Consider the following 21215-nt stretch of genomic DNA (forward strand, 5'->3'; position numbering starts at 1 on the left):
GGCCTCACAGCGAACGATCTTTTTGCGGCCGCCGGGAATAAATTCCGCGCGGCCGCAGTCATGCCTGACGAACCGGGCCCGAAGAACGCTGGATAAGCCGGCGCTCTGTCGGTGGCCCGTTATCGTGAGGCCAACATGTCGTCACATTCCTTCGATCCGTCGCGCCGCGGCGCACTGAAATGCCTCGCGTTCGGCGGCGCGGGTACGCTCTTCGTTCTCGCGGGCGGCGTTCTCACGCCGATGCAGCTCGCGCTCGCCGCCGACGGCAAACCCGCCGCGACGGCCGGCGTGCCGCTCTTTCTTCAGATCAGCGACACGCATATCGGCTTCAACAAGGAAGCCAACCCCGACGTTGCCGGCACGCTGAAGCAGACCATCGAGTTCGTCAACGCCATGCCGGTCAAGCCCGCGCTCGCCATTCATACCGGCGACATCACGCATCTTTCGAAGGCCGCCGAGTTCGATCTTGCCGCGCAATTGCTGTCCGGACTGCCGGTCACGGAACTGCATACCGTCCCCGGCGAGCACGACGTGACCGACGGCCCCGGCACCGAGTACTTCAGCCGCTTTGGTCAAGCGTCGGATAACAAGGGCTATTACAGCTTCGACCATGACGGTGTGCACTTCGTCGGTCTCGTCAATGTGATGCACTTCAAGCCGAACGGGCTCGGCAGTTTAGGCGACGAACAATTGAAATGGCTCGAGAACGACCTCAAGGCACGCTCATCGAGCACGCCGATCGTGGTTTTCGCCCATATGCCGATGTGGACGATCTATGAGCCGTGGGGCTGGGGCACCGGCGACGCAGGCGAGGCGATGAGCTATCTGAAACGCTTCGGCTCGGTCACGGTGTTGAACGGCCATATCCATCAGATCGTTTCGAAAGTGGAGGGCAACATCACCTTTCACACCGCCCGTTCCACGGCCTATCCGCAACCGGCCGCAGGGCAGGGTCCGGGTCCCGGCCCGATGACGGTTGCAAGCGCTCAGCTTCCGAAGATGCTCGGCGTGACGAGCGTCACGATCGCACGTCATCCGCTCGGAGCAACGCTTGCCGACGCGACGCTGGTGTCGTAGCGGCCAGACCCACTTCATGGAGATCAGTCATGCGAAACAATTTCCTTCGCCGTGGATGGATGGGACTCATTGCCGGCGCCGCGCTCGTCGCGGGCGCCGGGGTGCTGTCCGCGTGGGCCGAAACGCCCGGCCAGGTGGTCATCAAAAACTTTATGTTTTCGCCGATGGCGCTCACGATCAAGGCCGGAACGACCGTGACGTGGAAAAACCTCGACGGCGAGCCGCATACGGTCGTCAACGATGCGGGCATGTTCCGCTCGGCAGCGCTCGATCAGAACGATACTTACCAGTTCAAGTTTGACAAGCCGGGCGTGTACAACGTGTTTTGCGGCATTCATCCGAACATGAAAGAGACGATCACCGTCCAGTAAGTGGGAGCACGCCGCGCGCGAGCCGCCGGGTGTTTCGATTTCGCCATAGCGGTTTTGTGCCGAAATCTCGGCAAAACGCGCCATTTTTCCGCTCAGGGCAGAAGGCGGGGCGACTGCGCACGGCGGCGCGCGCGAGCAGAATGTCCTGCTTTTTGCCGCCCACAGGGCTGCGAGAAAAGCACTCCATTTAGTGGATCGCGCAACCATTTTCATGCGTGCGTTGCGCGCATGTTTGAAGCGCGCCTGCCGCCCAGCAGTTAAAACCCGCCAAAACAGGCCTGCTTATTGCATGTTAACGGGCCCCGCACCCGCTGCCGGCTTCAATGCTGCGCGCAGCGGGCCTTCGCAGCGGGAACGGTCGGGTCAACGCGCTGAGGTTTGTCGCATATGCATGCGGCGTTGAACGTTTTACCTGCTTTTCCAGGCTCTAATGCGATCTGCCGAACAGACGTTTGAAGCAGACCGAGTCGTGTTGTCGCTATCGGACGAGAGAGTTACATTCTTCCAGCAGCGTTTGCATCGACCGTGCGAGTTGTGTGATCAGGCCTGATGGAGCGTCAGACGGAAGAATTGCGGAGTATTACGATGTACAACGATCCTGACTTGCCTCATGTTCGCGCGGACAACGACGATGTGGACTTTGATAACGGAACGGCTGAAACAACCGGCGTGACGCCGCGCTTCGGACGCCTCGCCCTGTGCGTGGCGGCGGCGAGCGCGCTTGCGTTCGGCGTCGTGGGCACCGTGGCTTACGGCGTCTGGTTCAACAGCGATCAGCAGACCTACGCGGAGGCCATCGCCCGCGCGCGCCAGGCGCTGCGTATGCCTGCTCCGGGTAACGCGGCGGCCGTGCTGGCGAAATCGTCGGAGGGACCCGGCAGTCCGCTTGCCATGAACGTCGACGTCGCGCCGCCCGCCGCGACGGTGCCGGCAGCGCCGCCGACCCCACCGCTCGTGACCTCCGCGCTCGGTGCACCGACGCGGAATCCCGGCGTTGCGCCCACCACGCCCGCGGACACCATCGCGTTGCTCGACTTGCCCGCGATTCCGGCGCAGCCGTCGGCATCTTCCGTTGACGAGAGTCGCAAGCCGTCGACATGGACCGGGCAGATCTCCCGTCCCGACGAGGAAGAAGAAGTGCTGGCGGACAACTCCTCCGATGCACCGCCGACCACAGCGGCGGCAGCGGCCCTCTCGCCTCGCGCCGTGCCGACTGTCGCACGCGCTCCCGAAGCTGCGGCGCCGCAGCTCGCCTCCGCGCGCCCCGCGCGTGAAGCGAGATACGCCCAGCAGGAACGACGCGCGTCGGCGTCGAGCCCGCGGCGGAAAAGCAATCTCTTTGCACGAATGGGTTCGTTCTTTCGACGCGTGAGCTATCGACAACATGGCAGCGGAAGCCAGCAAGACCTCTACTCGCATCCCTGAGCCGCTCTTCGCCTGGCGCCCGGGCCGCCTGCGCGCAGGCGGCTGGCGGCTCACACCCGGCCCAGCCACCGTCGCCGTCGCGTCGCTGCTGTGCCTGCTGATCGGCCTGTTGTATCTGGCCACGCAGATCAGAACCGTGTTTTCCGATCAGGTCAAACAGGAATACGCGAGCCTCGTGCTCGAGGCCGTCGAGCACGCGCAGACGGCGCGCACGCGGGTCGGCGTATGGGACGAAGTGCCGGGCGCGCACGACACCGCGGCGAACGGCTACCGCGAGGCGCGCGCCGAACTGACGCGGCGCCTCGCCTCGCTCGCCGCGCTGGTGAATGCCAGTCCCGCCGGCGCGCCGCGTATTCCGTCGTCCGTGTTGTTGCCCGATGCCACGCTCGCGCAAATGGACGCGTTGCTCGGCAACGCGTCGTCGTACTGGCACGCGCAGCGCGATGCGCACAGCGCCGACATGCGCAAGCGGATCACGCTCGTCTCGCGCATGCTCATCGCGATTGCGGCACTGTTGTTCTGCATGCTGATCACGGCGCTCGGCATGTACGCGAAGCGCAACCGGCAACTGGCCGGCCAGTCGCACGAATTCGAGCACGCCGCGCTGCACGATCCGATGACGGGCCTCGCCAATCGGCGCAAGCTCGTGGCCGCGCTGGAGGAGGCCGCCATGCAGGCGTCGAGCGACGCGGGCGCAGCGAAGATCGCCGTGCTGTATATGGACCTCGACGGCTTCAAACAGGTCAACGATTCGCTCGGCCATCGCGTCGGCGACGAGTTTCTCATCGAGGTTTCAAAGCGCTTTCGCGAATCGGTGCGCAGAGACGACGTCGTCGCGCGAATAGGCGGCGATGAATTCGCGGTGCTCGTTCGCCGGTTCTCCGCGCAGGAAGAACTGCGTCACATCGCGCAACGTCTGATTGGCTGCGTGGTGCGCACGGACGAGCAGATGGGCATGGGCATGGTTCGCGCAAGCATCGGCATCGCCACCTATCCGGATCTCGTCGACGACTATCGCCGCCTCGTGGCTGCCGCCGACGCGGCCATGTACCAGGTCAAGCGCAGCGGTAAGGACGGCTACGCGTTTGTCTCCCGCGCATCCTGAGGCCCGAGCGCGCGCGAGCCCCGCGTAGCGCCGCGCTGCGGCTACGCGCTCAGCACCATCTCGCTGACGCCCGCGTTGAATGCCTCATCGCGCCGAGCCTGGCGCGCGCCGGCCGCTGCGGTTCGCGAACGGCCAGGCGTCTTGCGAACCCGCGTGTCGCGCAGTGCGGGACGTGCATCGACGAGATCCGCGTAGAGTGCAAGGTAGTTCGACGTCGACACTTCCCAGCTCGAATCGCGGCTCATCGCATTGCGCTGCAACGCATGCCACGACGACGGCCGCACGAACGCGGCCAGCGCGCGGCCCACCGCATGCACGACGTCATGCACGTCTTCTCCGTCGAACAGGAAGCCGGTCGCACAGTCTTCGTCGCGCGCCTGATCCGGCGCGTAATCGACAATCGTATCCGCGAGGCCGCCCACGCGCGACGCCACCGGAACCGTGCCGTAACGCATGGCATAGAGTTGCGTGAGTCCGCAAGGCTCGAAGCGGCTGCCGTGCAGCAGAATATCGGCACCGGCATGCAGCATGTGCGCGCGCCGCTCGTCGTAACCGATCTGCACGCCCACGCGGCCCGGCCACGCCGCGGCCAACTCCTGCAGCGCCTCTTCGAGCGCACGCTCGCCCTCGCCGAGAATCGCGAACTGCAAACGCGGATGCTGCTCCAGCAGCGCGGGCAGCGCGCGCGCCACCACGTCCGCGAGTTTCTGTTGCGTGAGCCGGCTGCCGATCGCGACGAGCGGCGCGAACGGGTCGCGCGTCAAACCGAACGCCTGTTGCAAGTCGCGCTTGCAGGCCTGCTTGCCGGCCGTGTCGTCGAGCGAATACGGGCGGGCGATGTACGCGTCCGCAGCCGGATTCCACATGGACGTGTCGATTCCATTGACGATTCCCGAAAGCTTGGCCGCCTGCGCCTGCAGCACGCCTTCCATTCCGTGACCGAAGCGGGGCGTGAGAATTTCGCGCGCATAGCGCTGGCTGACGGTCGTGACGCGGTCCGCGTGCACGATACCCGCCTTCATCATGCTAAGGGATCCGTAATATTCGATGCTGCGTTCGTCGGTCAGTGCGGGCACGAGCAACTCCGGCGGCACGCCGATCCAGCCGCCCATCGCGAGTGGATGATTGCCCTGGAAGGCCAGGTTGTGAATCGTGAAGACGCTTTTTGCTGCCACGCCTGCGAGACGCATATAGAGCGGCGTGAGACCCGCATGCCAATCGTGCGCGTGCACGATGTCGGGGCGTTTCAGATTGCGAACGCCTCGCGCCACCCGGGTGGCGGCTGCCGCTAGCGAGGCGAAGCGCGTCAGGTTGTCGAGGTAGTCGCGTCCTTGCGGGTCGCGGTACAAGCCTTCGCGCGCAAACAGGTGGTCCATTTGCAGCAGCAGCACCGTCACGCCGCTATCCGGCATGCGCGCGCGCAACAGACGCGCATCGCCGCCCGGCAGGCCGGTCATGCGCGCCACCGGCGTGACGTCGACGGCGCGCGCGAGCGCCGCCGGGTACGCGGGCATCAGGATCGAGACGTCGACGCCGGTATCCTGCAAGGCTGCGGCATAGGCGCTGACCATGTCGCCGAGTCCGCCGGTTTTGGCGAGAGGAAGGGCTTCGGAAGCGACAAGAAGAACGTTAAGCGGCAAGGTGGCCCCCAAAGGACGCGTTTTTTGCACTTGTGCAGTGCGGCGGAAACACAGGGCCATAAAACAGCAAGCGCTGTGCCCGCCACGCGCAGGCTTGGGGCGCCTTCACGCTAATGTGTTACGCGGCTTACGGTCAGTTACAAAAGCTGCGTTCGCCTTCCGCGGGGTGGGCGTTTTTTCACGTGCGTGTAGTTTTGACGTTGCGCCTTGTGCGCGCGAAAAAAAAGCCGCCGCTCGGGGCGACGGCTTCTTGCTGAGAGCAACGGCAGGGCTGGCGCAGGGCGCGGTCAATGCGCCGATGCGTGCGTGTGTCCGACGCGCCCGCTTTGCGTCATAGCACTGACGATAATGAAGACGATGATATTGACCGCGAGCGCGACAAAGCCGATGTTCACGTCCTTGAGTGCGTCGGGCAGGAACGGCATCAACTGGCCGATCGTCAGATGCATCGTCGTGGTGATCGCCACCACCGCGACGCCCGCCACGATTCCGCAGAACGCCCCTTGCTTCGTGGCCCGATTGCGCGGAAAGAGGCTGCAGACGACGGCCGGAAAGAGCTGTGTGACGAAGCTGTAGCCCATCAGCAGCAAGGCCACGATGGTTTCGCCGCCGTGCAGCGTAAAGGCGACCGCCACCAGCGCGACGACAGGCACGAGAATGCGCGCGAGATTCGCGACCGCGGCGTCGGACGCATTGCGGTTCACCATGCCGCGATACACGTCGTTTGCGAGCAGCGTGGATGCCGACGTGAGGATCATCGAGCCCGGCACCAGCGCGGTCAGAATGCCTGCCGCGCCGATTACACCGACGAACCACGGGTCGAAGGTCTGCAAGGAAAGACGGAACAGCGACAGGTCGATGTCGCCGCCTTTCAGCCCCGGCACTTTCAGCGTGGCCGCGAAGCCGACGAAGAACACGAACAGCAGAATCAGCTGGTAGAGCGGCAGCACCATCGCGTTGCGGCGGAAGATGCGCTCGTCTTTCGCGGTGAAGATCGAGCCGAACGTATGCGGCCACATGAAAAAGCCGAGTGCCGTGAGCAGCACCGTGGACTGGAACCAAGTCACGCTCGAGCCTTTCGCCGGGAACGTCAGGAAGCCGGGACGGGCCGTGTCGATGGCATGGAACATCTCGCCGAGGCCGCCGTAGTAGTGCAGCGGCAGATAGATCCCGAGAAAGAGAACGATCGCCAGAATCAGCAGGTCTTTGACGACCGAGTTCCATGCGGAGCCGCGCACGCCGGAGACGATCACATACGCGGTCACGACCGCGGCGCCGATCCAGATGGCGGCCGTCGACGAGATCGCGCCATACGAAGCCGTCGCGACAATAATGCCGAGGCCCTTCAACTGCAGCACGAGGTAAGGAATCAGCGCGGCCACGCCGACCAGCGCGACGAGCGTGCCGAGCGCCGGGCTGTCGTATTTGCGGGTAAAGAAATGCGGCTGCGACACGAGACGCTGCTGTTTCGCAAAACGCCAGATGGGCGGCAGCATCCAGTACGACAGAATGTACGCAAGCGTGCCGTACGCGAGAATGTAATAGACGGCCGCGCCTTTGCCGTACGCAAAGCCGCTGCCGCCGAGGAACGTAAACGTCGTGTAGATCTCGCCGGCCATGAGCAGGAACACGAAGGCGGTGCCGAAGCTGCGGCCGCCCACGGTCCACTGTTCGAGGCTCATGTCGTGGCCATGCTTCGCGCGCACGCCGAGAAAGAGCGCAAACAGCGTGATGGCTGCAATGATGACGAGTGCGCTCATGGGCGGACCTCCTCGCTATCGGCCGCAATCTGCCGATTCGACGGGTCCAGACGATAGACGATCGCCATGATGATCGAACTCAACACTACCCACGCGACGATCCAGCCCAGCACGAACGGCATGCCGAGCAGGAGCGGCTCGACGCGGTTCACAAACGGAACACCGAGCAGAATGCCGATGAACGGCAGCGCGGCGAGTACACGAAGCAACATGGGGCAACTCCTCGAACTGTGAGTACGTCTCGTTGAAAGTGCAGCTTCGCTCGCGACTGTATGCCGGATGCTTCCGTCACGTAAAGTAGTTCAAAAAAATGTAGGCTGTCTGAAAGTTGCGTGCGCATCGATCGGCGCGGCGCCCGCGACCTGTTGCTGCGTTGCAATGCGCGAGCGCCGCGATCGGGCACTCGCGGTGCATGCCCGAGCGGCACGCCTTTTCCATGAATTTATATCGCGCCGCGATATGATGCTGGCCACGCAGCGTACGCAGGCTCTGGAGGTTTCGCGCCTCCGGTTCAACTACACGGCGCGGCACGCCCCGCAGCAGTCGCAATGCCCGGGCGGCCGCTCGATACGGATCGCATATGGTCGAAAGTCTGATCTCGGACATTCTGTTTGGCTTCACGGGGCTCATCAGCATCATCAACCCGATCGGCGTGGCCTTTGTCTTTCTTGACCGCACCGCTTCGCTGACGACCGAAGAACGCACGGCGCTCGCGAGAAAGATCGCGATCAATGTCGTTTGCGTGCTGCTGGTGGCGTTTTTCATCGGTACGCCGATCCTGCATTTCTTCGGCATTTCGATGGAGGCGCTGCGCATCGGCGGCGGCCTCGCGGTCGCGGTGGGCGGCTGGCAGATGCTGAATGCGCCCGACACGCAGCCCGCCGAGCAGCCGGGCGTGAAGCGCGTGGACGCCGAAAATGCAAAGGCGCGGGCGTTCTTCCCGCTGACGATTCCGCTGACCACCGGGCCCGGCTCCATCGCCACGGCCATCGCGCTGACCGCCAACCGCACGCACAAGCTTTCCGAGTTCGTGCTGTCGGGCATTGCGTCGGTCGTGATAACACTCGCGGTTGCGCTGACCGTGTATCTGGTCTACAGCCGCTCGGTGGTGTTCGCCCGGTATCTCGGCGCCGAAGGCACCAAGGTGGCCATGCGCGTTTCTTCGTTTCTGTTGCTGTGCATCGGCGTGCAGATCATGCTGACCGGCTTCTCCGAATTCCTGATTCCCATTGCGACGATGCCACCGGCGGTGAGCCGTTGAGCATGAAACCCGCCAACAGGTTCGCGTCGCGTCAGCGCACGAGCAGCATGGAGCTCAGCACCGAGAACACCGTCGACGGCAATTGCGCGAGACGGCTCACCACCACGTTGTGCGGATAGAAGTCCTCGACGGCATCGGTCAACACGCCGATGCCGACGAGCTCGATGCCGCGCTGGCCGATTGCCGCCACGCGTTCGCGCAGATCGCTGCGCAGCACCTGCGGGTCGCCGTCGCCGGTTGACGGATAGCCGTCCGAGAACACCATCAGGATGCGACGCCCGGCGGGATGGTCCGCGAGCCGCGCGGCCGCCCAGGCCAGCGCCTCGCCGTCCGGATTCTCGTGACCACAGTCGAGCGCGGCAATGCCGCTCATATCGGTCGCGCCGAAGCGCTTGTAGACCTTCAGATCGAGGCGTTCGACGAAGCGGTTGTAGCGCCGCAAATCCGCGCCGGCCGCGCGTTGCCGCTCGTAGAGTTGCCGCATCGGCGCCGATTCGAGCGAGCAGTAGCCGAGCACCTCGCAATCGAACGATAGCTGCGTGAGCGCATCGCATAAGGCACTGGCGCAGAGCCGCGCGAGTTCGATCTTGCGGCCCGCCATCGAACCGCTGCGATCGATCAGCAGCGTCACCGCCACGTCGCGGCCTTTGGACGGCCGCTGCGTGCGAAACGGCGTGCGGTAGCCCGGCGAAGTCGCGAGCCTCGCGAGCGCCGTGCGGTCGAGCTCGCCGCGCTCCTGCTCGCGGCGCCAGCGGATGCGCTCGTCGGCGCTGAGCGCGCGCTCCAGCTTGTCCTTCAGCGGTGCGGTGTCCGCGCGCGCGCGCGCCCGCAATTCACGCCATGCGCCACTGTCGCCCTGGCCGGTAAGGTCGGTGATTTCATCGAACTCGGTCGCGAGCGGCAGCGACAGCTGCGGCCGCGCGAAACCTCGCGGGCCGCCTGTCGCGTCGTGCGAGTCACGGGATGGCTGCTGTGCGCCGGCCAGCGTCTGCGCCATGCCGACGGCGTGCTCCGACTGCGCGCCGCGGCTTTTGTCCGCAGGCGGCGAGGTCGCGACGTTGTCCGCCTCGTCCGCGTGATCGGCGAGGTCGGCGTCCGGCAGCGGCGAATCGTCGAATGGCGCGGACGAGGGCGCCGTGTCCGTGTCGATATCCTCGACCGGGCCGGCCGTAAAGGTCATTGTGTTGACGTCGCCCGCCGACAAGGCGCGCACCCGCGCGACCAGTGCGTGCGCCGCGTCGATGCTGTCTGCGGTCGAGCCGCTCGCGCGCGCCTGCGTGAGGATGTCGCCGGCCGCATGCAGGGCGGCGAGCAGCGAGTGCCTCGCCTCGGCGGCGGTGGGTTGTTCGTCCCACAAGGCGCGCTCGACAAGCCACACGAGCCGGTCGCGCCAATGCAGTTTCGGCCAGCGCAGACGCGCGCGCTCGGCGGCATGGACGCGCAATGTGCCGATGAACCAGCGCGCGCCCGGATATTCGTCGAGCAGTTGCGCGCACACCCGGCGATCGTCGATCACCTGTGCCAGATTGGCCGTGACGCCTCGCGGCAATGCGTCGAGTTCGCCGGGCGACGCATGTTTTGCCCGCGCGACCAGCAGATCGAGGTAGCCGATCAGCACGTCGCGCTCGACGCCGCCTTCCAGCGCGTAGTCGGGTATCACAATGCGGCCGGGTTCGACACGCGGGCCGTCGGGACTGAATACGACCGCGACGCCGTACTGCCCGGTCAGCACGCGCGCAATCTTGCCGAGCGTCGATTCGAACGCGAAGCCGCGTGCGTCGCGCAGTGCATGGCGGGCGTTCATGCGGGCGTCAGCCTGCCGGCGCGATGTGATGGCGGATGATGCCGCGAATCAGCGCGGCATCTTCGGGGCTCACCTTCGCGTAGATCGCAGGGCCGGCCGCGCGCTCGGGGTCGCCGGTGCGTAGCATCAGTTCCGCCCAGTCGATGAGACGCCGCGTGGAGAACGCGCTCGACAGATCCTCGCGCGCGAAGGCCGCGCGGCAGTCGGCGGCAATGGCGGCGAGCGTGACGGCCAGCGGGCGCGTCATGTGCGGCCCGAGCGTGCGCACCAGCACGTCGGTCTCTTCGGCGGGCGACAGATAGTCGAGCAGATACACGCGCCAGCGGTCGAGAAACGCCTCGTTCATCAGATTCGCGCCTTGATACAGATGGCGGAACTGGCTCATGGCGCCCACCGCGTTGGCGGTTGCGAAGAGCCGGAACGACGGATGGGGCGCGACGATCTCGTTGCCTTTCTCCTTCAGCACGAGACGGCCGTGCGGCTCGAGCACCGCGGTCAGCGCGGCGAGGATCGACGGCTCGGCAAAGTCGATTTCGTCGACGATCAGCCACAGACCTTCGCGCATCGCCGTGGGCAGCACGCCGTCGACCCACAGCGTTTCGCCGCCCTTGACCGTCCAGAAGCCGACGAAGTCGCCGACGGTGGTCTGGCCGTTCATGTTGGAGCGCAACACGCCGTGCTGCGAGCGCGCGGCGACCTGCTCGATCAGGCTTGTCTTGCCGGCACCCGTGTGCCCGATCAGCATGACGCGCCTGTTTTCGGCGATGTCTTCGAGAATGTTGTCAAAGCGCGCGGAAAACAGGTACGCCGGGTTCACGCGCGGCACGAGCGGGTGGCCGGCGCCGCAAGGCACGTCAATACCGCCGATGCGCACGGTCGTCGCTTCGCGCGGCGTCTCATCCCGCCTTGCCGCGCGCGCGTGCGCCGCGGCGCGCCGCAATTGCGGCATGAATTCGTCGCGCTCGGACCCGGGAGCGAGGTCCGTGTCGTCGGCGGTTTGCAGCGCGAAACCTTCGCGGCGCCATTTCTTCAGCTTGGCGCGCAGGTTCTCGGCATCGACAACCAGATCGAGATCGACGGCGCCGTGCCGCTCGCCGTGATCGACGCCGTGTTCGAGCCGGTAGGTCTGCGGCCGGTCCGCGACGCTCACGCGCCACCACTCCACGGCGCTTTCTGTCGTGCGTCGATAGAGGCCAAGGTGTTGTTCTTCGATCAGATCAGGCGCGTTCATCGGAATCCGGCAGGAAAAATGGCACGAAAGGTGGCACGAAAGGTGGCACGAAAGGTGGCACGTCAGGGGGCCGGCAGGATGACCCGCGCGGCTCATGCTGATTGAGCGGCTATCTTAACTTGGCCGGCTTTCGATTCGCCGGTTTGCGCCACGGCGGGAAAAAGCGGCGTGCGTGCGTCGCAAGAGTCTATTGCGTAAAACAGATAGAGGCTGAAGCCCGCATCACCTATAGTTCGGCGGCAATGCGTGGCGTTCGGTCTGCGGAGTGCGTGGTCTGTGCGTTGCTGGCCCGGCGTCGCCAGAACAGGTCAAGAAAACATCACAAGAAATCATGGCGGGACAATGAGACGACATACGAAACTGGTGGCCGCACTCGCGGTAGTCAGCCCGCTCGCCTACGGTCAAACGAGCGTGACGCTCTATGGCCGGCTCGACGCGGGCATCGAATACATGAATCACATCAACAACGGTTCGGGCGGAAATTCGAGCCGCTGGCGCGGGGAGGGCGGCGACTGGGGCACCAGCATGCTCGGCCTGAAGGGCAGCGAAGAGCTCGGCGGCGGGCTCCAGGCTATCTTCAATCTGGAAACGGGCCTGCAGGTGATGGACGGCACCACGAGCGGCGGACGCCTCTGGTCCCGGCGCGCGTTTGCCGGGCTGAGCAGCCAGCAATGGGGCACGCTGCAGGCGGGACGCAATCTGTTCATCGACAGCGACGGTGTGTGGGAATTCGATCCCTTCGTGCAGCAGGCGTTTTCGTCGGCTTCGCTCGTGCGCGGGCGCAACTGGCGACAAACCAGTAATAACGTCGAATATCACAGCCCGGTTTTCTGGGGCTTCGACGTCCAGGCGCAGTATGCATTCGGCAATCAGCCGGGCGCGTTCAACAGCGGCGCGAACGGCGAGTTTGGCCGCTCGGACGGCATCATGCTGACCTATCATTCCCCACTCTTCGACGTGCGCGGCATTTACGACGAACTGCGCGACAGCAATGGACGGTTCTCGAACATCTTCCAGAGCTCGCGCGAATACTTCGTCGGGGCCAACGTGCATTTCGACGCGGTGAAGATCCAGGGCGCCTACACGCATTATTCGGCGCCGGATTCGCCGGCAGGCGTGGCCGATACCGCCGATCACTACTGGCTCGGCGCCACCTACAACTTCCAGCCGCGCTGGGCCGTGACCGCGGGTGGCTACTACGTCAAGGTCGGCGACGGCACGGGCGACGCCGCGCACGATCCGTCCGGTCACGCGATGATGTACGTGCTCGGCACCACCTATAACCTCTCGAAGCGCACCTTCGTCTACGGCACCGTGGGCTATGTGCGCAACAGCAGCAACGCGAACTTTTCGCTGCAGGCGTCGCCGCGCGACTCCGCGAGCAACACGAGCCCGCTCGTCGGCGAATCGCAGACGGGTGCTTACGTGGGCATGCTGCACCAGTTCTGATTCGTCAACCGAGGGCCTCGGCGCACGCGCCGGCGAGCGCGGCTATCCTGTCTCCAGGCACAAGCCGACTGCCGGTACGCGGCGTGCGGTGCGCGCGCATGCACCGGCGGCGGCCGGGCGGGCGGGTCGCCTTCGGGCGCGCGTGGCGGGCCGCCCGGATCGTCGTCGGGCGCGGGCGGCGGGTCGGGGTCGATGCTCGGGGGCGGCGGCGCTTCCGGATCGATCTCGGGCGGCGTCGGCGTGTGCATGACCGAGGTTACTGCGTCATGCGGGTTCGGCACGGTCATCGTTACCTCCTCTTTGTTTCTTGCCTCTTGCGCAATGCGCGGTCTCATCCGTTCCCTCCATCGCCTTCTGCGTAGTGGCTTTCGCACGTGGAACGGGCGTTGCTCCGTTCGGTCACGCGCCCTGCACACGGCATCGCGCGGCACGGCGTGAGTGCCTCGCCGGACATCGAACCTCGAGCACCGCGAAGACAAGGGACAAGGACACGGAAATGGCGCGACACAAGGCCGACGTTGCTGACGACGAGTTCGAGATTTTCGCCAGCTATCACGGCACAGGCGACGGCCGTTACGTAGGTGGACTGAAGGTCCTGCGCAAAGCGGACAGGAGGATTCTGTTTCCGTTCGACGGCGCGCCGGAGATCGGACCCTACGACACGGCCGACGAAGCGCGCCGCGCCGCCATCGAGTACGGCAAACAGATCGTCGCGGCCGACCGCGCTTCGCCGGAAAAGTGACGGCGGCCTGCGCATGCGTCAAGGCATGCCGCCGAGCGAGGGCGAGATCGTGCTGCCGCGATTCGGATCGTCGGGATGTTCGTCCGGCACCGTGGGCCGCGCGGACAGCGGCGGATGATTGCGATAGCAGGTGTCGATCGAATCGTTCGCTACGCACTGCGCGAAGGCGTCTGCGTCGCTCTTTTGCGCGAACGTGTAAAGCGTGCGTTCGACCTGGACTTCCGTGTCCGATACGCGAATGGTGGTGACCGGCATAAGGCGCTCCTTTTTACAAAGACCTATGCGAAGCTTCAGCGGGTGCGACGCAATGGACGTGCCCAATGCGTCCGCGAAAAACGGGCACTGAGCCCCGCATTGACGCCCGCGCATTTAAGGCCCATATGTTGCTGCGGCGTGAGAAGTAGCCGAACAAAGGAGCGCAACATGGAACCCGACATGCAGCCCGACCCGCAGCCCGCGCAGCCTGCGGAGCAGACCGACCCAGCTCGCCGCAATCCCGCCGAAGCCGAACTCGCGCCCGAAGTGAAAGAGCGCAACAAGCCGAGCGGCACGCATTACGTCGAGCCGAGCCCGCTCGGCATCGAGCCGGTCGTGCAGACGGGCGTCGATAAGGCAACCAACCCGCCTCGCTCGAATCAGCATCCCGAGCAGACCGCCGAGGTTCCGCTCGGCACGGGCACGCATGGCGAGCCTGCGGGCGGCGGCGGCCGCGCATCGCTTCAGAACTGAGCGTGTCAAACGAATGGAGAGGCACATGCAACAGGACAACGAACCGCTGAATCCCGGCGACGAAGCGCCGCCCGACGCACCCGGCGTCGGCGAAGACATCTGCCGCGCCTGCCACGGAACCGGCAAAGTGGAAGGAGCGCAATGCACGGTATGCGGCGGCACCGGAAAAGTGCTGCAAGGCATAGGCGGAGGGTGATGCCGGAATGTGGGCTGCGGCGACATGCGTGATGCGTGGGCGCGCATCGCATGCATAGCGCAGGGGCGGGGCAGGCGCACTTTATGCGTCGATGCAAACTCGCCCGTTGCCGATGTGCGTGCATCGGGCGTGCATCGCTACGCACAGGAGCCAGATATGCAGGAAGATTCGAAGCACGCATTCGACGCCGCGCAAACCGAGTACGAAGCCTTCATGCTCGAACCGCACGATTGGGTACCGAATAACCGCAAGTTGCCGGTCCTGGTTTACCGGCAGGCGATCGATCCCGCAATCGGCGATGTCGCGGCCGCGTTCGAAGTGCTGTTCGCGCGCAACGAATGGCCGCCGCAGTGGCGCGACGGCATTTTCGACTACCACCATTTCCACTCCACCGCGCACGAAGTGCTCGGCGTAAGCGAAGGATCCGCGGAAGTGATCGTCGGCGGCCCGGGTGGCAAGGTCGTGAGCATTTCCGCCGGCGATGTGCTGCTGCTGCCCGCCGGCACCGGTCATTGTCTGCAATCGTTTCAGGGACACTTTCGCGTGGTGGCCGGCTACCCGGCCGGTCAGCAGTGGGACATTCGCCGCGAAGCGCTCACGCCGCAGGAACTCGCCGCGATGCACGCATTGCCGTTTCCGCCGCTCGATCCCGTCGACGGCAAACACGGTCCGCTTTGCGAGCACTGGCTGGATGCGGCGTAGGGTCCGTCGCTTGCCCTCGTGTGGGGCGTCTTTGCTTGCGCGGGCCTCGAGACAATCCTTTCAGCACCGGGCGATGTCACGCTGCGTGCAGATTTGCGCGCATCGGCGCATCATCGTCAAGGCTTGCCGGGTTCTTCGCGCGTCGCGTCCCATGAATACCGTTTGAATAGCGCCTGACCATCGTTTGCCTGCGACGCCGCATGAGCGCGCGGGCAATGTCCCAACGGCCGAACAAGGAGTGTCCCATGCAAAACGATCCCGCCCTCGATCAGTTGTGCATCAATACGATCCGCACGCTGTCGATGGACGCTGTTCAGAAGGCCAATTCCGGCCACCCCGGCACGCCCATGGCGCTGGCGCCGGTCGCCTACCATCTGTGGCAAAACCATTTGCGCTATGACCCGGACGAGCCGCTGTGGCCCAATCGCGACCGCTTCGTGCTGTCGGTCGGACATGCGTCGATGCTGCTGTATTCGCTGCTGCATCTCGCGAACGTGAAGGCCGTCGACGAAGACGGCAAGCCGACCGGGCAACCGGCAGTGTCGCTCGAGGACATTGAGCGTTTCCGGCAGATCGACAGCAAAACCCCCGGTCACCCGGAGTACCGGATGACGACCGGCGTCGAAACGACCACGGGTCCGCTCGGCCAGGGCCTCGGCAACAGTGTCGGTATGGCGATGGCAGCGCGCTGGTACGAGAACCGTTTCAACAAACCGGACGCGCCGCTCTTCGATTACCGCGTCTACGCGCTGTGCGGCGACGGCGACATGATGGAAGGCATCTCGCACGAAGCGGCCTCGCTCGCGGGGCATCTGAAGCTCTCTAATCTGATCTGGATCTACGACAGCAATCGCGTGACGATCGAAGGGCACACCGATCTCGCCTATAGCGACGACGTCGAAAGCCGCTTTCGCGGTTACCACTGGCATACGCTGCACGTCGACGATGCAAACGACGCGGCGGCGCTCGAAGCAGCGCTCGTCGAGGCCAAAAGCGTGACCGACAGGCCGACGCTGATCGTAGTCAACAGCATTATCGGCTGGGGCTCGCCGAACAAGCAGGACAGCGCCGCCGCGCACGGCGAAGCGCTCGGCGTGCAGGAGGTCGCGCTCACCAAGAAGTTTTACGGCTGGCCAGAAGACAAATTCTTCTACGTGCCCGATGGCGTGCACGAGCGCTTTGCCGAGGGCATCGGTGCGCGCGGCAAGGCGGCGCGCGAGGAATGGCAGGCAAAATACGACGCTTACAGCAAGCAATACCCGGAGCTGTCGCGCGAATTCGCGCTGATCGAGGCGCATGAATTGCCGGTCGGCTGGGACAACGACATCCCGGCATTCGACGCGGACCCGAAGGGCATGGCTTCGCGCGAGTCGTCCGGCAAAGTGCTGAATGCGATTGCGGCGCGTGTGCCGTGGATCATCGGCGGCGCGGCCGACCTTTCGCCGTCCACGAAAACGAACCTTAAATTCGAGGGTGCGGGCAGCTTCGAATACGACAACTACGGCGGCCGCAATCTGCATTTCGGCATTCGCGAGCACGGCATGGGCGCGGTGGTCAACGGTCTCGCGTTGTCGAATTTGCGCCCGTATGGCTCCACGTTCCTGATTTTCAGCGACTACATGAAGCCGCCGATTCGCCTCTCCGCGATCATGGAAGTGGAGGCCATCTACGTCTTCACGCACGACTCCATCGGCGTCGGCGAAGACGGCCCGACGCATCAGCCGATCGAGCAGCTCGCGTCGCTGCGCGGCGTGCCGGGCCTCACGGTGCTGCGTCCGGGCGATGCAAACGAGGTGGCACAAGCGTGGCGCGTGGCGCTGACGCAAAAGCGTCGTCCCGCGTGCATCGTCGTGTCGCGTCAGCCTCTGCCGACGCTCGACCGAAGCCGCTATGCGTCCGCCGAGGGCGTGGAGAAGGGCGCCTATGTGCTCGCCGACGCACCGGACGGCCAGAAGCCGCAAGTCATTCTGCTCGCCACCGGCAGCGAGCTGTCCATTTGTGCCGATGTCTACGAGAAGCTGAAAGCCGAGGGCATTGCGGCGCGTGTCGTCTCGATGCCTTCATGGGACCTGTTCGAGCGGCAGGATGAGGCGTATCGCGACGCGGTCTTGCCACCGGATGTGGATGCGCGCGTGGCCGTCGAGCAGGCGGCGACGCTTGGCTGGGACCGCTACGTCGGCAGGCTCGGCGCGCAAGTGGTGATGCATACGTTCGGCGCGTCCGCGCCGCTGGCGGATCTGAAGAAGAAGTTCGGCTTCACGCCCGAGCACGTCTATGAAGCCGCGAAGCAGCAGATTGCGCGAGTGCAAGGCCAGCGAAAGGGCGGTTAGCACCCGCCCGGGCCCAAAGTTCAGTTCGCCGGAATCGTCACGACAGGTGCCTTGCTGCTCGTGTCGGCTTCGGCGAGCGCCATCAGATTCTGCACGACGGTGAACGCGTATTTCGAGTCGAAGTCGTTGCGATCCACCCAGTAGGACGATCCGCCATACGGAATCATGACGTAGGCATTATCGGGCGCCGTCTTGCCGGAGTGGACAATGATGGTCGGCCTCGTTTCGCCGCCGATCAGACCCACGGTCGGCTTTGTCGAACCGTCGTTAATGCGCTCTGCAGGCACCTGAACCTGCGCGCCGAGATCCGTCAGGATGCCTAACACCGAGCGCGTGACCATCGGAATCTTGTCAGCCTTCTGCCACGCCGACGAAGGGCCGTACACGATTTCGTAGCTGCGCGTATTCGACGAAAGATGCAGCAGCTTGCGCACCCGGGCGACATCTGCGGTGATTTGCGGCGAGTCGCCGCTCGTCGTTGCGCCCATCACGAGAAAGACGCTCATCTGATCGCTCCTGTCGCCCACTTTACGCGATTCGACGTTCAGCTCGCCCGCGAGTTGCAGCCGCCGCAGCGCGCGCAGCAACTCGAAAAAACCCGGCGCGCCGGCGCTGTTTTCGCCGCCGAGCGCATTGCCGTTCTGCAGGCCTCCTACCGATTGCGCGGTAATGCGCAACAGCAGATCGATCGGAATGCCGCCTTCGGCGAGCGGCAGCACGAGCGCGGGCGCTAGCGGGCGAATGTATGCGGAGGCGAATGCCTCGCCAGTCGTCGGCGTGAAGGTGAAGGTCGGGTGATTCGAGTAGGACACGCTGCCGGTGGCGAGCGCGTAGTTCGGTTGGCTGCCCGAGCCTGCATTGGCTGTGGCGCCGCCGCTCGCATCGAACGTATACGCCGCGATGATGCTGCTGACGGTCAGAAACGCGGGCGCATCGCCATAGCGCAAGCCGACCACGGCCGCAAGAATCTCGCGCTTTTTCGCGTCGCCGAGTGCGCGCGCATAGTCGACCTGGTCGGCTTTCAGGCGCGAAGGTCCGATATGCACGCAGGCAGAAGTCAGGCAGGCCGCGCAGAGTACGGCGGCAACCGAAGCGGTTCTGATCATGACCGGGAAGGAGCAGCGTGTTTATCCGCTGAAGAATGAGTCGTCTGAACGGCGGTAGCACGGAACGTTCCCAGCGGCGCGGCGGCTGCGTTATGCGTGGCGCTGCGGCTCGCTCTCTGTTGACGTTGGCCGGTCTATCGCGTCGTCCAACGTATTGCGATAGGCGCGCGATTGCATTTGCGCAAGCCGGCTCAGCGTTCTCGATAGATCATGTGCGCCTCCGAGGCCGCGCAACGCGGCATGAATCGGCTGGTCCGACGCGATGAACAGCGCACGCTTACGATCGTAAAGAATGTCGACGAGCCACACGAGCCGCTGCAGCGTCTGCGGTTTCGTCAGCCATTCTGTGTGCACATGATCGACGATGATTCCTTGCCAACGCTCGGCCAGGTCGAGATAGTCGAGATGCGAGCGGCTTTCTACGCACAGTGTTTCGAAGTCTGCCCACAGCAGCGCCGCGCCTACCGCACGCGCTGTCAGCGAGCGGCCTGCGGCGTTCACTTTCGTCGCTTGCAGTGCGCCGCTGCTTTCATAGCGCAGAAAAAGGTCCTGCAGCGCGCGGCTAGTCGCCGCATCGAGCGGGGAAAAGAAACGCGGCGAGGGGTGCGCTTCGCTGCCGAAACGGTAGTCGCGTGCGCCGTCGAAATGAATGACGCGAAAGTGTCGCTTGATCTGCTCGATGGTCGGAACAAAACGCTCGTGAAACTCCGGGTCGGAGAGCAGACCCTCAGGCGCATAGTTCGATGTCAGCATGATGCGCGTGCCGAGCCTGATCGCCGTGTCGAGAAACCGGCCCATGAGGAACGCGTCGGCGATATCGTGCACGTGGAATTCGTCAAAGCACAAGAGTTCGATGCCGTCGAGCCATTGCGTGGACACCGAACCGAGCCGGTCGTCGCCACGCGGCTCGTTCACGAGGCGCTGGTTCATCTCGCGCAGAAACTCGTGAAAATGCAGCCGCCGCTTGCGGCAGTCCGCCAGTTCGAACACCGTATCGACGACAAGGCTTTTCCCGCGTCCGGGCAGTCCGTGGCAATAGACACCTTGATATCGCGATTGATTCGGGCCTGTTGCCGGGCCGAGCAACGCGGCGAGCGCCGCGATGGCGTCGCGTTGCTTCGCATCGGGGACGATGCCGTGCGCGGCCAGGCGCGCTGCGATCAGCGCTTCATCTAGCATGGGGCGCGCTCTTGTGCAGGCAGCGATTCAGGTTGTTGCGCTGAGCAACGCTCATTGTCGGGTCCTTCAGGCTTGCCGCGCAGAAAGCGGCGATGCGCGCCATGTTACCTGAGCCTGTAACGCGCCGTGTCCCCGCGCTGCCGGCCCGCTTTCAGCCCGTCTTGATCGGCTCCTTCGGCGCACCTTCTGGTTCGAGGCCGAAGCGTTCGTACTGCGCGATCACCTGCGCGCCAAACAGCAGCAACGTGGCAAGCCATTCCAGACTGAACAGAATGACAATGGCCATGGTGAGCGAGCCGTACACCACGCTGACCTGTGAGAGCGTCGCGAAGTACCACACCAGCACGTGCCGGGTGATTTCCCACAACACGGCCGCGACAATGCCGCCAAACAGCGCATGTTTCAGCGATGGCCGCCCGACCGGCATCACCATATAGATCGACGTCAACACGAAAATCTCGCCGGCGAGACCGAGCAGGTAAAGCAGTACGCGCGAAGGGCCTTGCAGTGAAACATACGTGCCGAACAGGTCAAAGCCTTCAGCACCCACGGCTTCGAGACCGGTCGACACGACGGTCACGATCAGCGCGCCGATGCCGAGGAACAGGATGTAGCAATAAGGCAGCAGCGCAGACAATAGAAAATGGCGCCGCCGGATCACGACGCGATGCACGAAAATCAACGACATCGCGTTTTCCAGCACGGTGAAGGCGAGCGAACTGAAAAACAGCATGGTGACGAACAGCACCCAGCCGATCACCGCGCGATGAGCGAGAAAATTGGCAAGCTCATGCACGAGCGCGCGCGACTGGCCCGGCACGAGCCATCGCAACAGATGGCCGAGCGCGGGCAGCAGCACGTGCTGCGGCACGACGCGCGACAGCGCGATGACGATGAGTATCATTAGCGGGACGATGGAAAGCAGCGCGTAATACGCTACTGCGCCCGCGAGCAGGAGGCCCTGGTTGGCTCGAAAAGCCTTCAGCGTTTCGAGCGTGAACCGGCCCGGATGTTGGGCAACGTAAAGCGTGCGCCGATCGATGATGAATTGCATGGGCCCTCGCCACGCGCGCATCTCGAGCCGCCGACGGCGGCGCATACGGATGCG

General features: G+C 64.6%; 21 protein-coding genes. 11 read left to right on the forward strand and 10 right to left on the reverse strand.

What is annotated here, in order from left to right; genetic code table 11:
- The first annotated feature begins 135 nt into the window (after positions 1 to 135).
- From ACEN8U_RS07435 to ACEN8U_RS07450, 4 genes are all read left to right on the forward strand, one after another.
- Positions 136 to 1077: a metallophosphoesterase family protein gene (locus ACEN8U_RS07435; protein ID WP_013590193.1), complete on the forward strand. Its 942-nt coding sequence runs from the start codon at positions 136 to 138 to the stop codon at positions 1075 to 1077.
- Positions 1078 to 1106: 29 nt separating this feature from the next.
- The gene (locus tag ACEN8U_RS07440) at positions 1107 to 1448 is read left to right on the forward strand and encodes a cupredoxin family copper-binding protein (RefSeq protein ID WP_013590192.1); all 342 of its coding nucleotides are present in this window, start codon (positions 1107 to 1109) and stop codon (positions 1446 to 1448) included.
- Positions 1449 to 2033: 585 nt separating this feature from the next.
- A complete protein-coding gene (locus ACEN8U_RS07445; protein WP_310107682.1) occupies positions 2034 to 2873 on the forward strand; it encodes a hypothetical protein in 840 nt (279 codons plus the stop codon).
- On the forward strand, positions 2833 to 3978 hold the full coding sequence (locus ACEN8U_RS07450; RefSeq protein WP_310107683.1) for a GGDEF domain-containing protein: 1146 nt from the start codon (positions 2833 to 2835) through the stop codon (positions 3976 to 3978). Before ACEN8U_RS07445 ends, ACEN8U_RS07450 begins: the two co-directional genes overlap by 41 nt.
- A gap of 41 nt (positions 3979 to 4019) precedes the next feature.
- Here ACEN8U_RS07450 and glgA read toward each other — a convergent pair whose 3' ends face one another.
- The 4 genes from glgA to ACEN8U_RS07470 all read right to left on the reverse strand — a co-directional run bounded on the left by glgA (position 4020) and on the right by ACEN8U_RS07470 (position 7984).
- Positions 4020 to 5618 carry a glycogen synthase GlgA gene (glgA, locus tag ACEN8U_RS07455; RefSeq protein ID WP_310107685.1) on the reverse strand — a complete coding sequence of 533 codons (1599 nt, stop codon included), beginning with the start codon at positions 5616 to 5618 and terminating at the stop codon, positions 4020 to 4022.
- 287 nt (positions 5619 to 5905) lie between these two features.
- Complete coding sequence (locus tag ACEN8U_RS07460) at positions 5906 to 7378, reverse strand: sodium:solute symporter family protein (RefSeq protein WP_013590188.1); 1473 nt, start codon at positions 7376 to 7378, stop codon at positions 5906 to 5908.
- A complete protein-coding gene (locus ACEN8U_RS07465) occupies positions 7375 to 7590 on the reverse strand; it encodes a DUF3311 domain-containing protein (RefSeq protein ID WP_013590187.1) in 216 nt (71 codons plus the stop codon). The genes ACEN8U_RS07460 and ACEN8U_RS07465 overlap by 4 nt, the downstream gene beginning before the upstream one ends.
- 76 nt (positions 7591 to 7666) lie before the next feature.
- Positions 7667 to 7984, reverse strand: a complete 318-nt coding sequence (locus ACEN8U_RS07470) for a hypothetical protein (protein ID WP_310107687.1) — start codon at positions 7982 to 7984, stop codon at positions 7667 to 7669.
- On the opposite strand from ACEN8U_RS07470, the gene ACEN8U_RS07475 reads away from it, so the two are divergent.
- Positions 7959 to 8639, forward strand: a complete 681-nt coding sequence (locus ACEN8U_RS07475; protein ID WP_014971794.1) for a MarC family protein — start codon at positions 7959 to 7961, stop codon at positions 8637 to 8639. The two genes, ACEN8U_RS07470 and ACEN8U_RS07475, sit on opposite strands and share 26 nt — an antisense overlap.
- Before the next feature lie 31 nt (positions 8640 to 8670).
- Here the strand turns inward: ACEN8U_RS07475 and ACEN8U_RS07480 are convergent, their stop codons facing one another.
- Complete coding sequence (locus ACEN8U_RS07480; RefSeq protein ID WP_310107689.1) at positions 8671 to 10443, reverse strand: cobaltochelatase CobT-related protein; 1773 nt, start codon at positions 10441 to 10443, stop codon at positions 8671 to 8673.
- 7 nt (positions 10444 to 10450) lie between these two features.
- The gene (locus tag ACEN8U_RS07485) at positions 10451 to 11674 is read right to left on the reverse strand and encodes an AAA family ATPase (RefSeq protein WP_310107690.1); all 1224 of its coding nucleotides are present in this window, start codon (positions 11672 to 11674) and stop codon (positions 10451 to 10453) included.
- A 342-nt stretch (positions 11675 to 12016) separates the two neighbouring features.
- Between ACEN8U_RS07485 and ACEN8U_RS07490 the strand changes: the two genes are divergently transcribed.
- Positions 12017 to 13123 (forward strand): porin, encoded by a 1107-nt coding sequence (locus tag ACEN8U_RS07490; RefSeq protein WP_310107693.1) that lies wholly within the window; start codon positions 12017 to 12019, stop codon positions 13121 to 13123.
- Between the two features lie 496 nt (positions 13124 to 13619).
- Complete coding sequence (locus ACEN8U_RS07495) at positions 13620 to 13865, forward strand: DUF6723 family protein (RefSeq protein WP_013590181.1); 246 nt, start codon at positions 13620 to 13622, stop codon at positions 13863 to 13865.
- An 18-nt stretch (positions 13866 to 13883) separates the two neighbouring features.
- Here the strand turns inward: ACEN8U_RS07495 and ACEN8U_RS07500 are convergent, their stop codons facing one another.
- Complete coding sequence (locus ACEN8U_RS07500; RefSeq protein ID WP_310107695.1) at positions 13884 to 14120, reverse strand: hypothetical protein; 237 nt, start codon at positions 14118 to 14120, stop codon at positions 13884 to 13886.
- A 168-nt stretch (positions 14121 to 14288) separates the two neighbouring features.
- Between ACEN8U_RS07500 and ACEN8U_RS07505 the strand changes: the two genes are divergently transcribed.
- The 4 genes from ACEN8U_RS07505 (at position 14289) to tkt (ending at position 17822) form a co-directional block, all read left to right on the forward strand.
- Positions 14289 to 14594, forward strand: a complete 306-nt coding sequence (locus ACEN8U_RS07505) for a hypothetical protein (protein ID WP_310107696.1) — start codon at positions 14289 to 14291, stop codon at positions 14592 to 14594.
- 25 nt (positions 14595 to 14619) lie between these two features.
- Positions 14620 to 14790, forward strand: a complete 171-nt coding sequence (locus ACEN8U_RS07510) for a hypothetical protein (protein WP_013590178.1) — start codon at positions 14620 to 14622, stop codon at positions 14788 to 14790.
- A 156-nt stretch (positions 14791 to 14946) separates the two neighbouring features.
- Complete coding sequence (locus ACEN8U_RS07515) at positions 14947 to 15492, forward strand: cupin domain-containing protein (protein ID WP_310107698.1); 546 nt, start codon at positions 14947 to 14949, stop codon at positions 15490 to 15492.
- Between the two features lie 245 nt (positions 15493 to 15737).
- Positions 15738 to 17822 carry a transketolase gene (gene tkt, locus ACEN8U_RS07520; RefSeq protein WP_310107700.1) on the forward strand — a complete coding sequence of 695 codons (2085 nt, stop codon included), beginning with the start codon at positions 15738 to 15740 and terminating at the stop codon, positions 17820 to 17822.
- A 20-nt stretch (positions 17823 to 17842) separates the two neighbouring features.
- On the opposite strand, the gene ACEN8U_RS07525 is transcribed toward tkt, so the two are convergent.
- From ACEN8U_RS07525 to ACEN8U_RS07535, 3 genes are all read right to left on the reverse strand, one after another.
- Positions 17843 to 18928 (reverse strand): hypothetical protein, encoded by a 1086-nt coding sequence (locus ACEN8U_RS07525; protein WP_310107702.1) that lies wholly within the window; start codon positions 18926 to 18928, stop codon positions 17843 to 17845.
- A 90-nt stretch (positions 18929 to 19018) separates the two neighbouring features.
- Positions 19019 to 20107 carry a cell division protein ZapE gene (gene zapE / locus ACEN8U_RS07530; RefSeq protein WP_310107704.1) on the reverse strand — a complete coding sequence of 363 codons (1089 nt, stop codon included), beginning with the start codon at positions 20105 to 20107 and terminating at the stop codon, positions 19019 to 19021.
- Between the two features lie 151 nt (positions 20108 to 20258).
- Complete coding sequence (locus tag ACEN8U_RS07535; RefSeq protein WP_310107705.1) at positions 20259 to 21161, reverse strand: YihY/virulence factor BrkB family protein; 903 nt, start codon at positions 21159 to 21161, stop codon at positions 20259 to 20261.
- Positions 21162 to 21215: the final 54 nt, after the last annotated feature.

It is taken from the genome of Paraburkholderia phenoliruptrix (assembly GCF_047325075.1).
Classification (GTDB): Bacteria; Pseudomonadota; Gammaproteobacteria; order Burkholderiales; family Burkholderiaceae; genus Paraburkholderia; species Paraburkholderia phenoliruptrix.

Coding starts and splice junctions, on each gene's coding strand:
- ACEN8U_RS07435 (WP_013590193.1), top strand. CDS start 136: ATGTCGTCACATTCCTTCGATCCGTCGCGCCGCGGCGCACTGAAATGC.
- ACEN8U_RS07440 (WP_013590192.1), top strand. CDS start 1,107: ATGCGAAACAATTTCCTTCGCCGTGGATGGATGGGACTCATTGCCGGC.
- ACEN8U_RS07445 (WP_310107682.1), top strand. CDS start 2,034: ATGTACAACGATCCTGACTTGCCTCATGTTCGCGCGGACAACGACGAT.
- ACEN8U_RS07450 (WP_310107683.1), top strand. CDS start 2,833: ATGGCAGCGGAAGCCAGCAAGACCTCTACTCGCATCCCTGAGCCGCTC.
- ACEN8U_RS07460 (WP_013590188.1), bottom strand. CDS start 7,378: ATGAGCGCACTCGTCATCATTGCAGCCATCACGCTGTTTGCGCTCTTT.
- ACEN8U_RS07465 (WP_013590187.1), bottom strand. CDS start 7,590: ATGTTGCTTCGTGTACTCGCCGCGCTGCCGTTCATCGGCATTCTGCTC.
- ACEN8U_RS07475 (WP_014971794.1), top strand. CDS start 7,959: ATGGTCGAAAGTCTGATCTCGGACATTCTGTTTGGCTTCACGGGGCTC.
- ACEN8U_RS07470 (WP_310107687.1), bottom strand. CDS start 7,984: ATGTCCGAGATCAGACTTTCGACCATATGCGATCCGTATCGAGCGGCC.
- ACEN8U_RS07480 (WP_310107689.1), bottom strand. CDS start 10,443: ATGAACGCCCGCCATGCACTGCGCGACGCACGCGGCTTCGCGTTCGAA.
- ACEN8U_RS07485 (WP_310107690.1), bottom strand. CDS start 11,674: ATGAACGCGCCTGATCTGATCGAAGAACAACACCTTGGCCTCTATCGA.
- ACEN8U_RS07490 (WP_310107693.1), top strand. CDS start 12,017: ATGAGACGACATACGAAACTGGTGGCCGCACTCGCGGTAGTCAGCCCG.
- ACEN8U_RS07495 (WP_013590181.1), top strand. CDS start 13,620: ATGGCGCGACACAAGGCCGACGTTGCTGACGACGAGTTCGAGATTTTC.
- ACEN8U_RS07500 (WP_310107695.1), bottom strand. CDS start 14,120: ATGCCGGTCACCACCATTCGCGTATCGGACACGGAAGTCCAGGTCGAA.
- ACEN8U_RS07505 (WP_310107696.1), top strand. CDS start 14,289: ATGGAACCCGACATGCAGCCCGACCCGCAGCCCGCGCAGCCTGCGGAG.
- ACEN8U_RS07510 (WP_013590178.1), top strand. CDS start 14,620: ATGCAACAGGACAACGAACCGCTGAATCCCGGCGACGAAGCGCCGCCC.
- ACEN8U_RS07515 (WP_310107698.1), top strand. CDS start 14,947: ATGCAGGAAGATTCGAAGCACGCATTCGACGCCGCGCAAACCGAGTAC.
- tkt (WP_310107700.1), top strand. CDS start 15,738: ATGCAAAACGATCCCGCCCTCGATCAGTTGTGCATCAATACGATCCGC.
- ACEN8U_RS07525 (WP_310107702.1), bottom strand. CDS start 18,928: ATGATCAGAACCGCTTCGGTTGCCGCCGTACTCTGCGCGGCCTGCCTG.
- zapE (WP_310107704.1), bottom strand. CDS start 20,107: ATGCTAGATGAAGCGCTGATCGCAGCGCGCCTGGCCGCGCACGGCATC.
- ACEN8U_RS07535 (WP_310107705.1), bottom strand. CDS start 21,161: ATGCAATTCATCATCGATCGGCGCACGCTTTACGTTGCCCAACATCCG.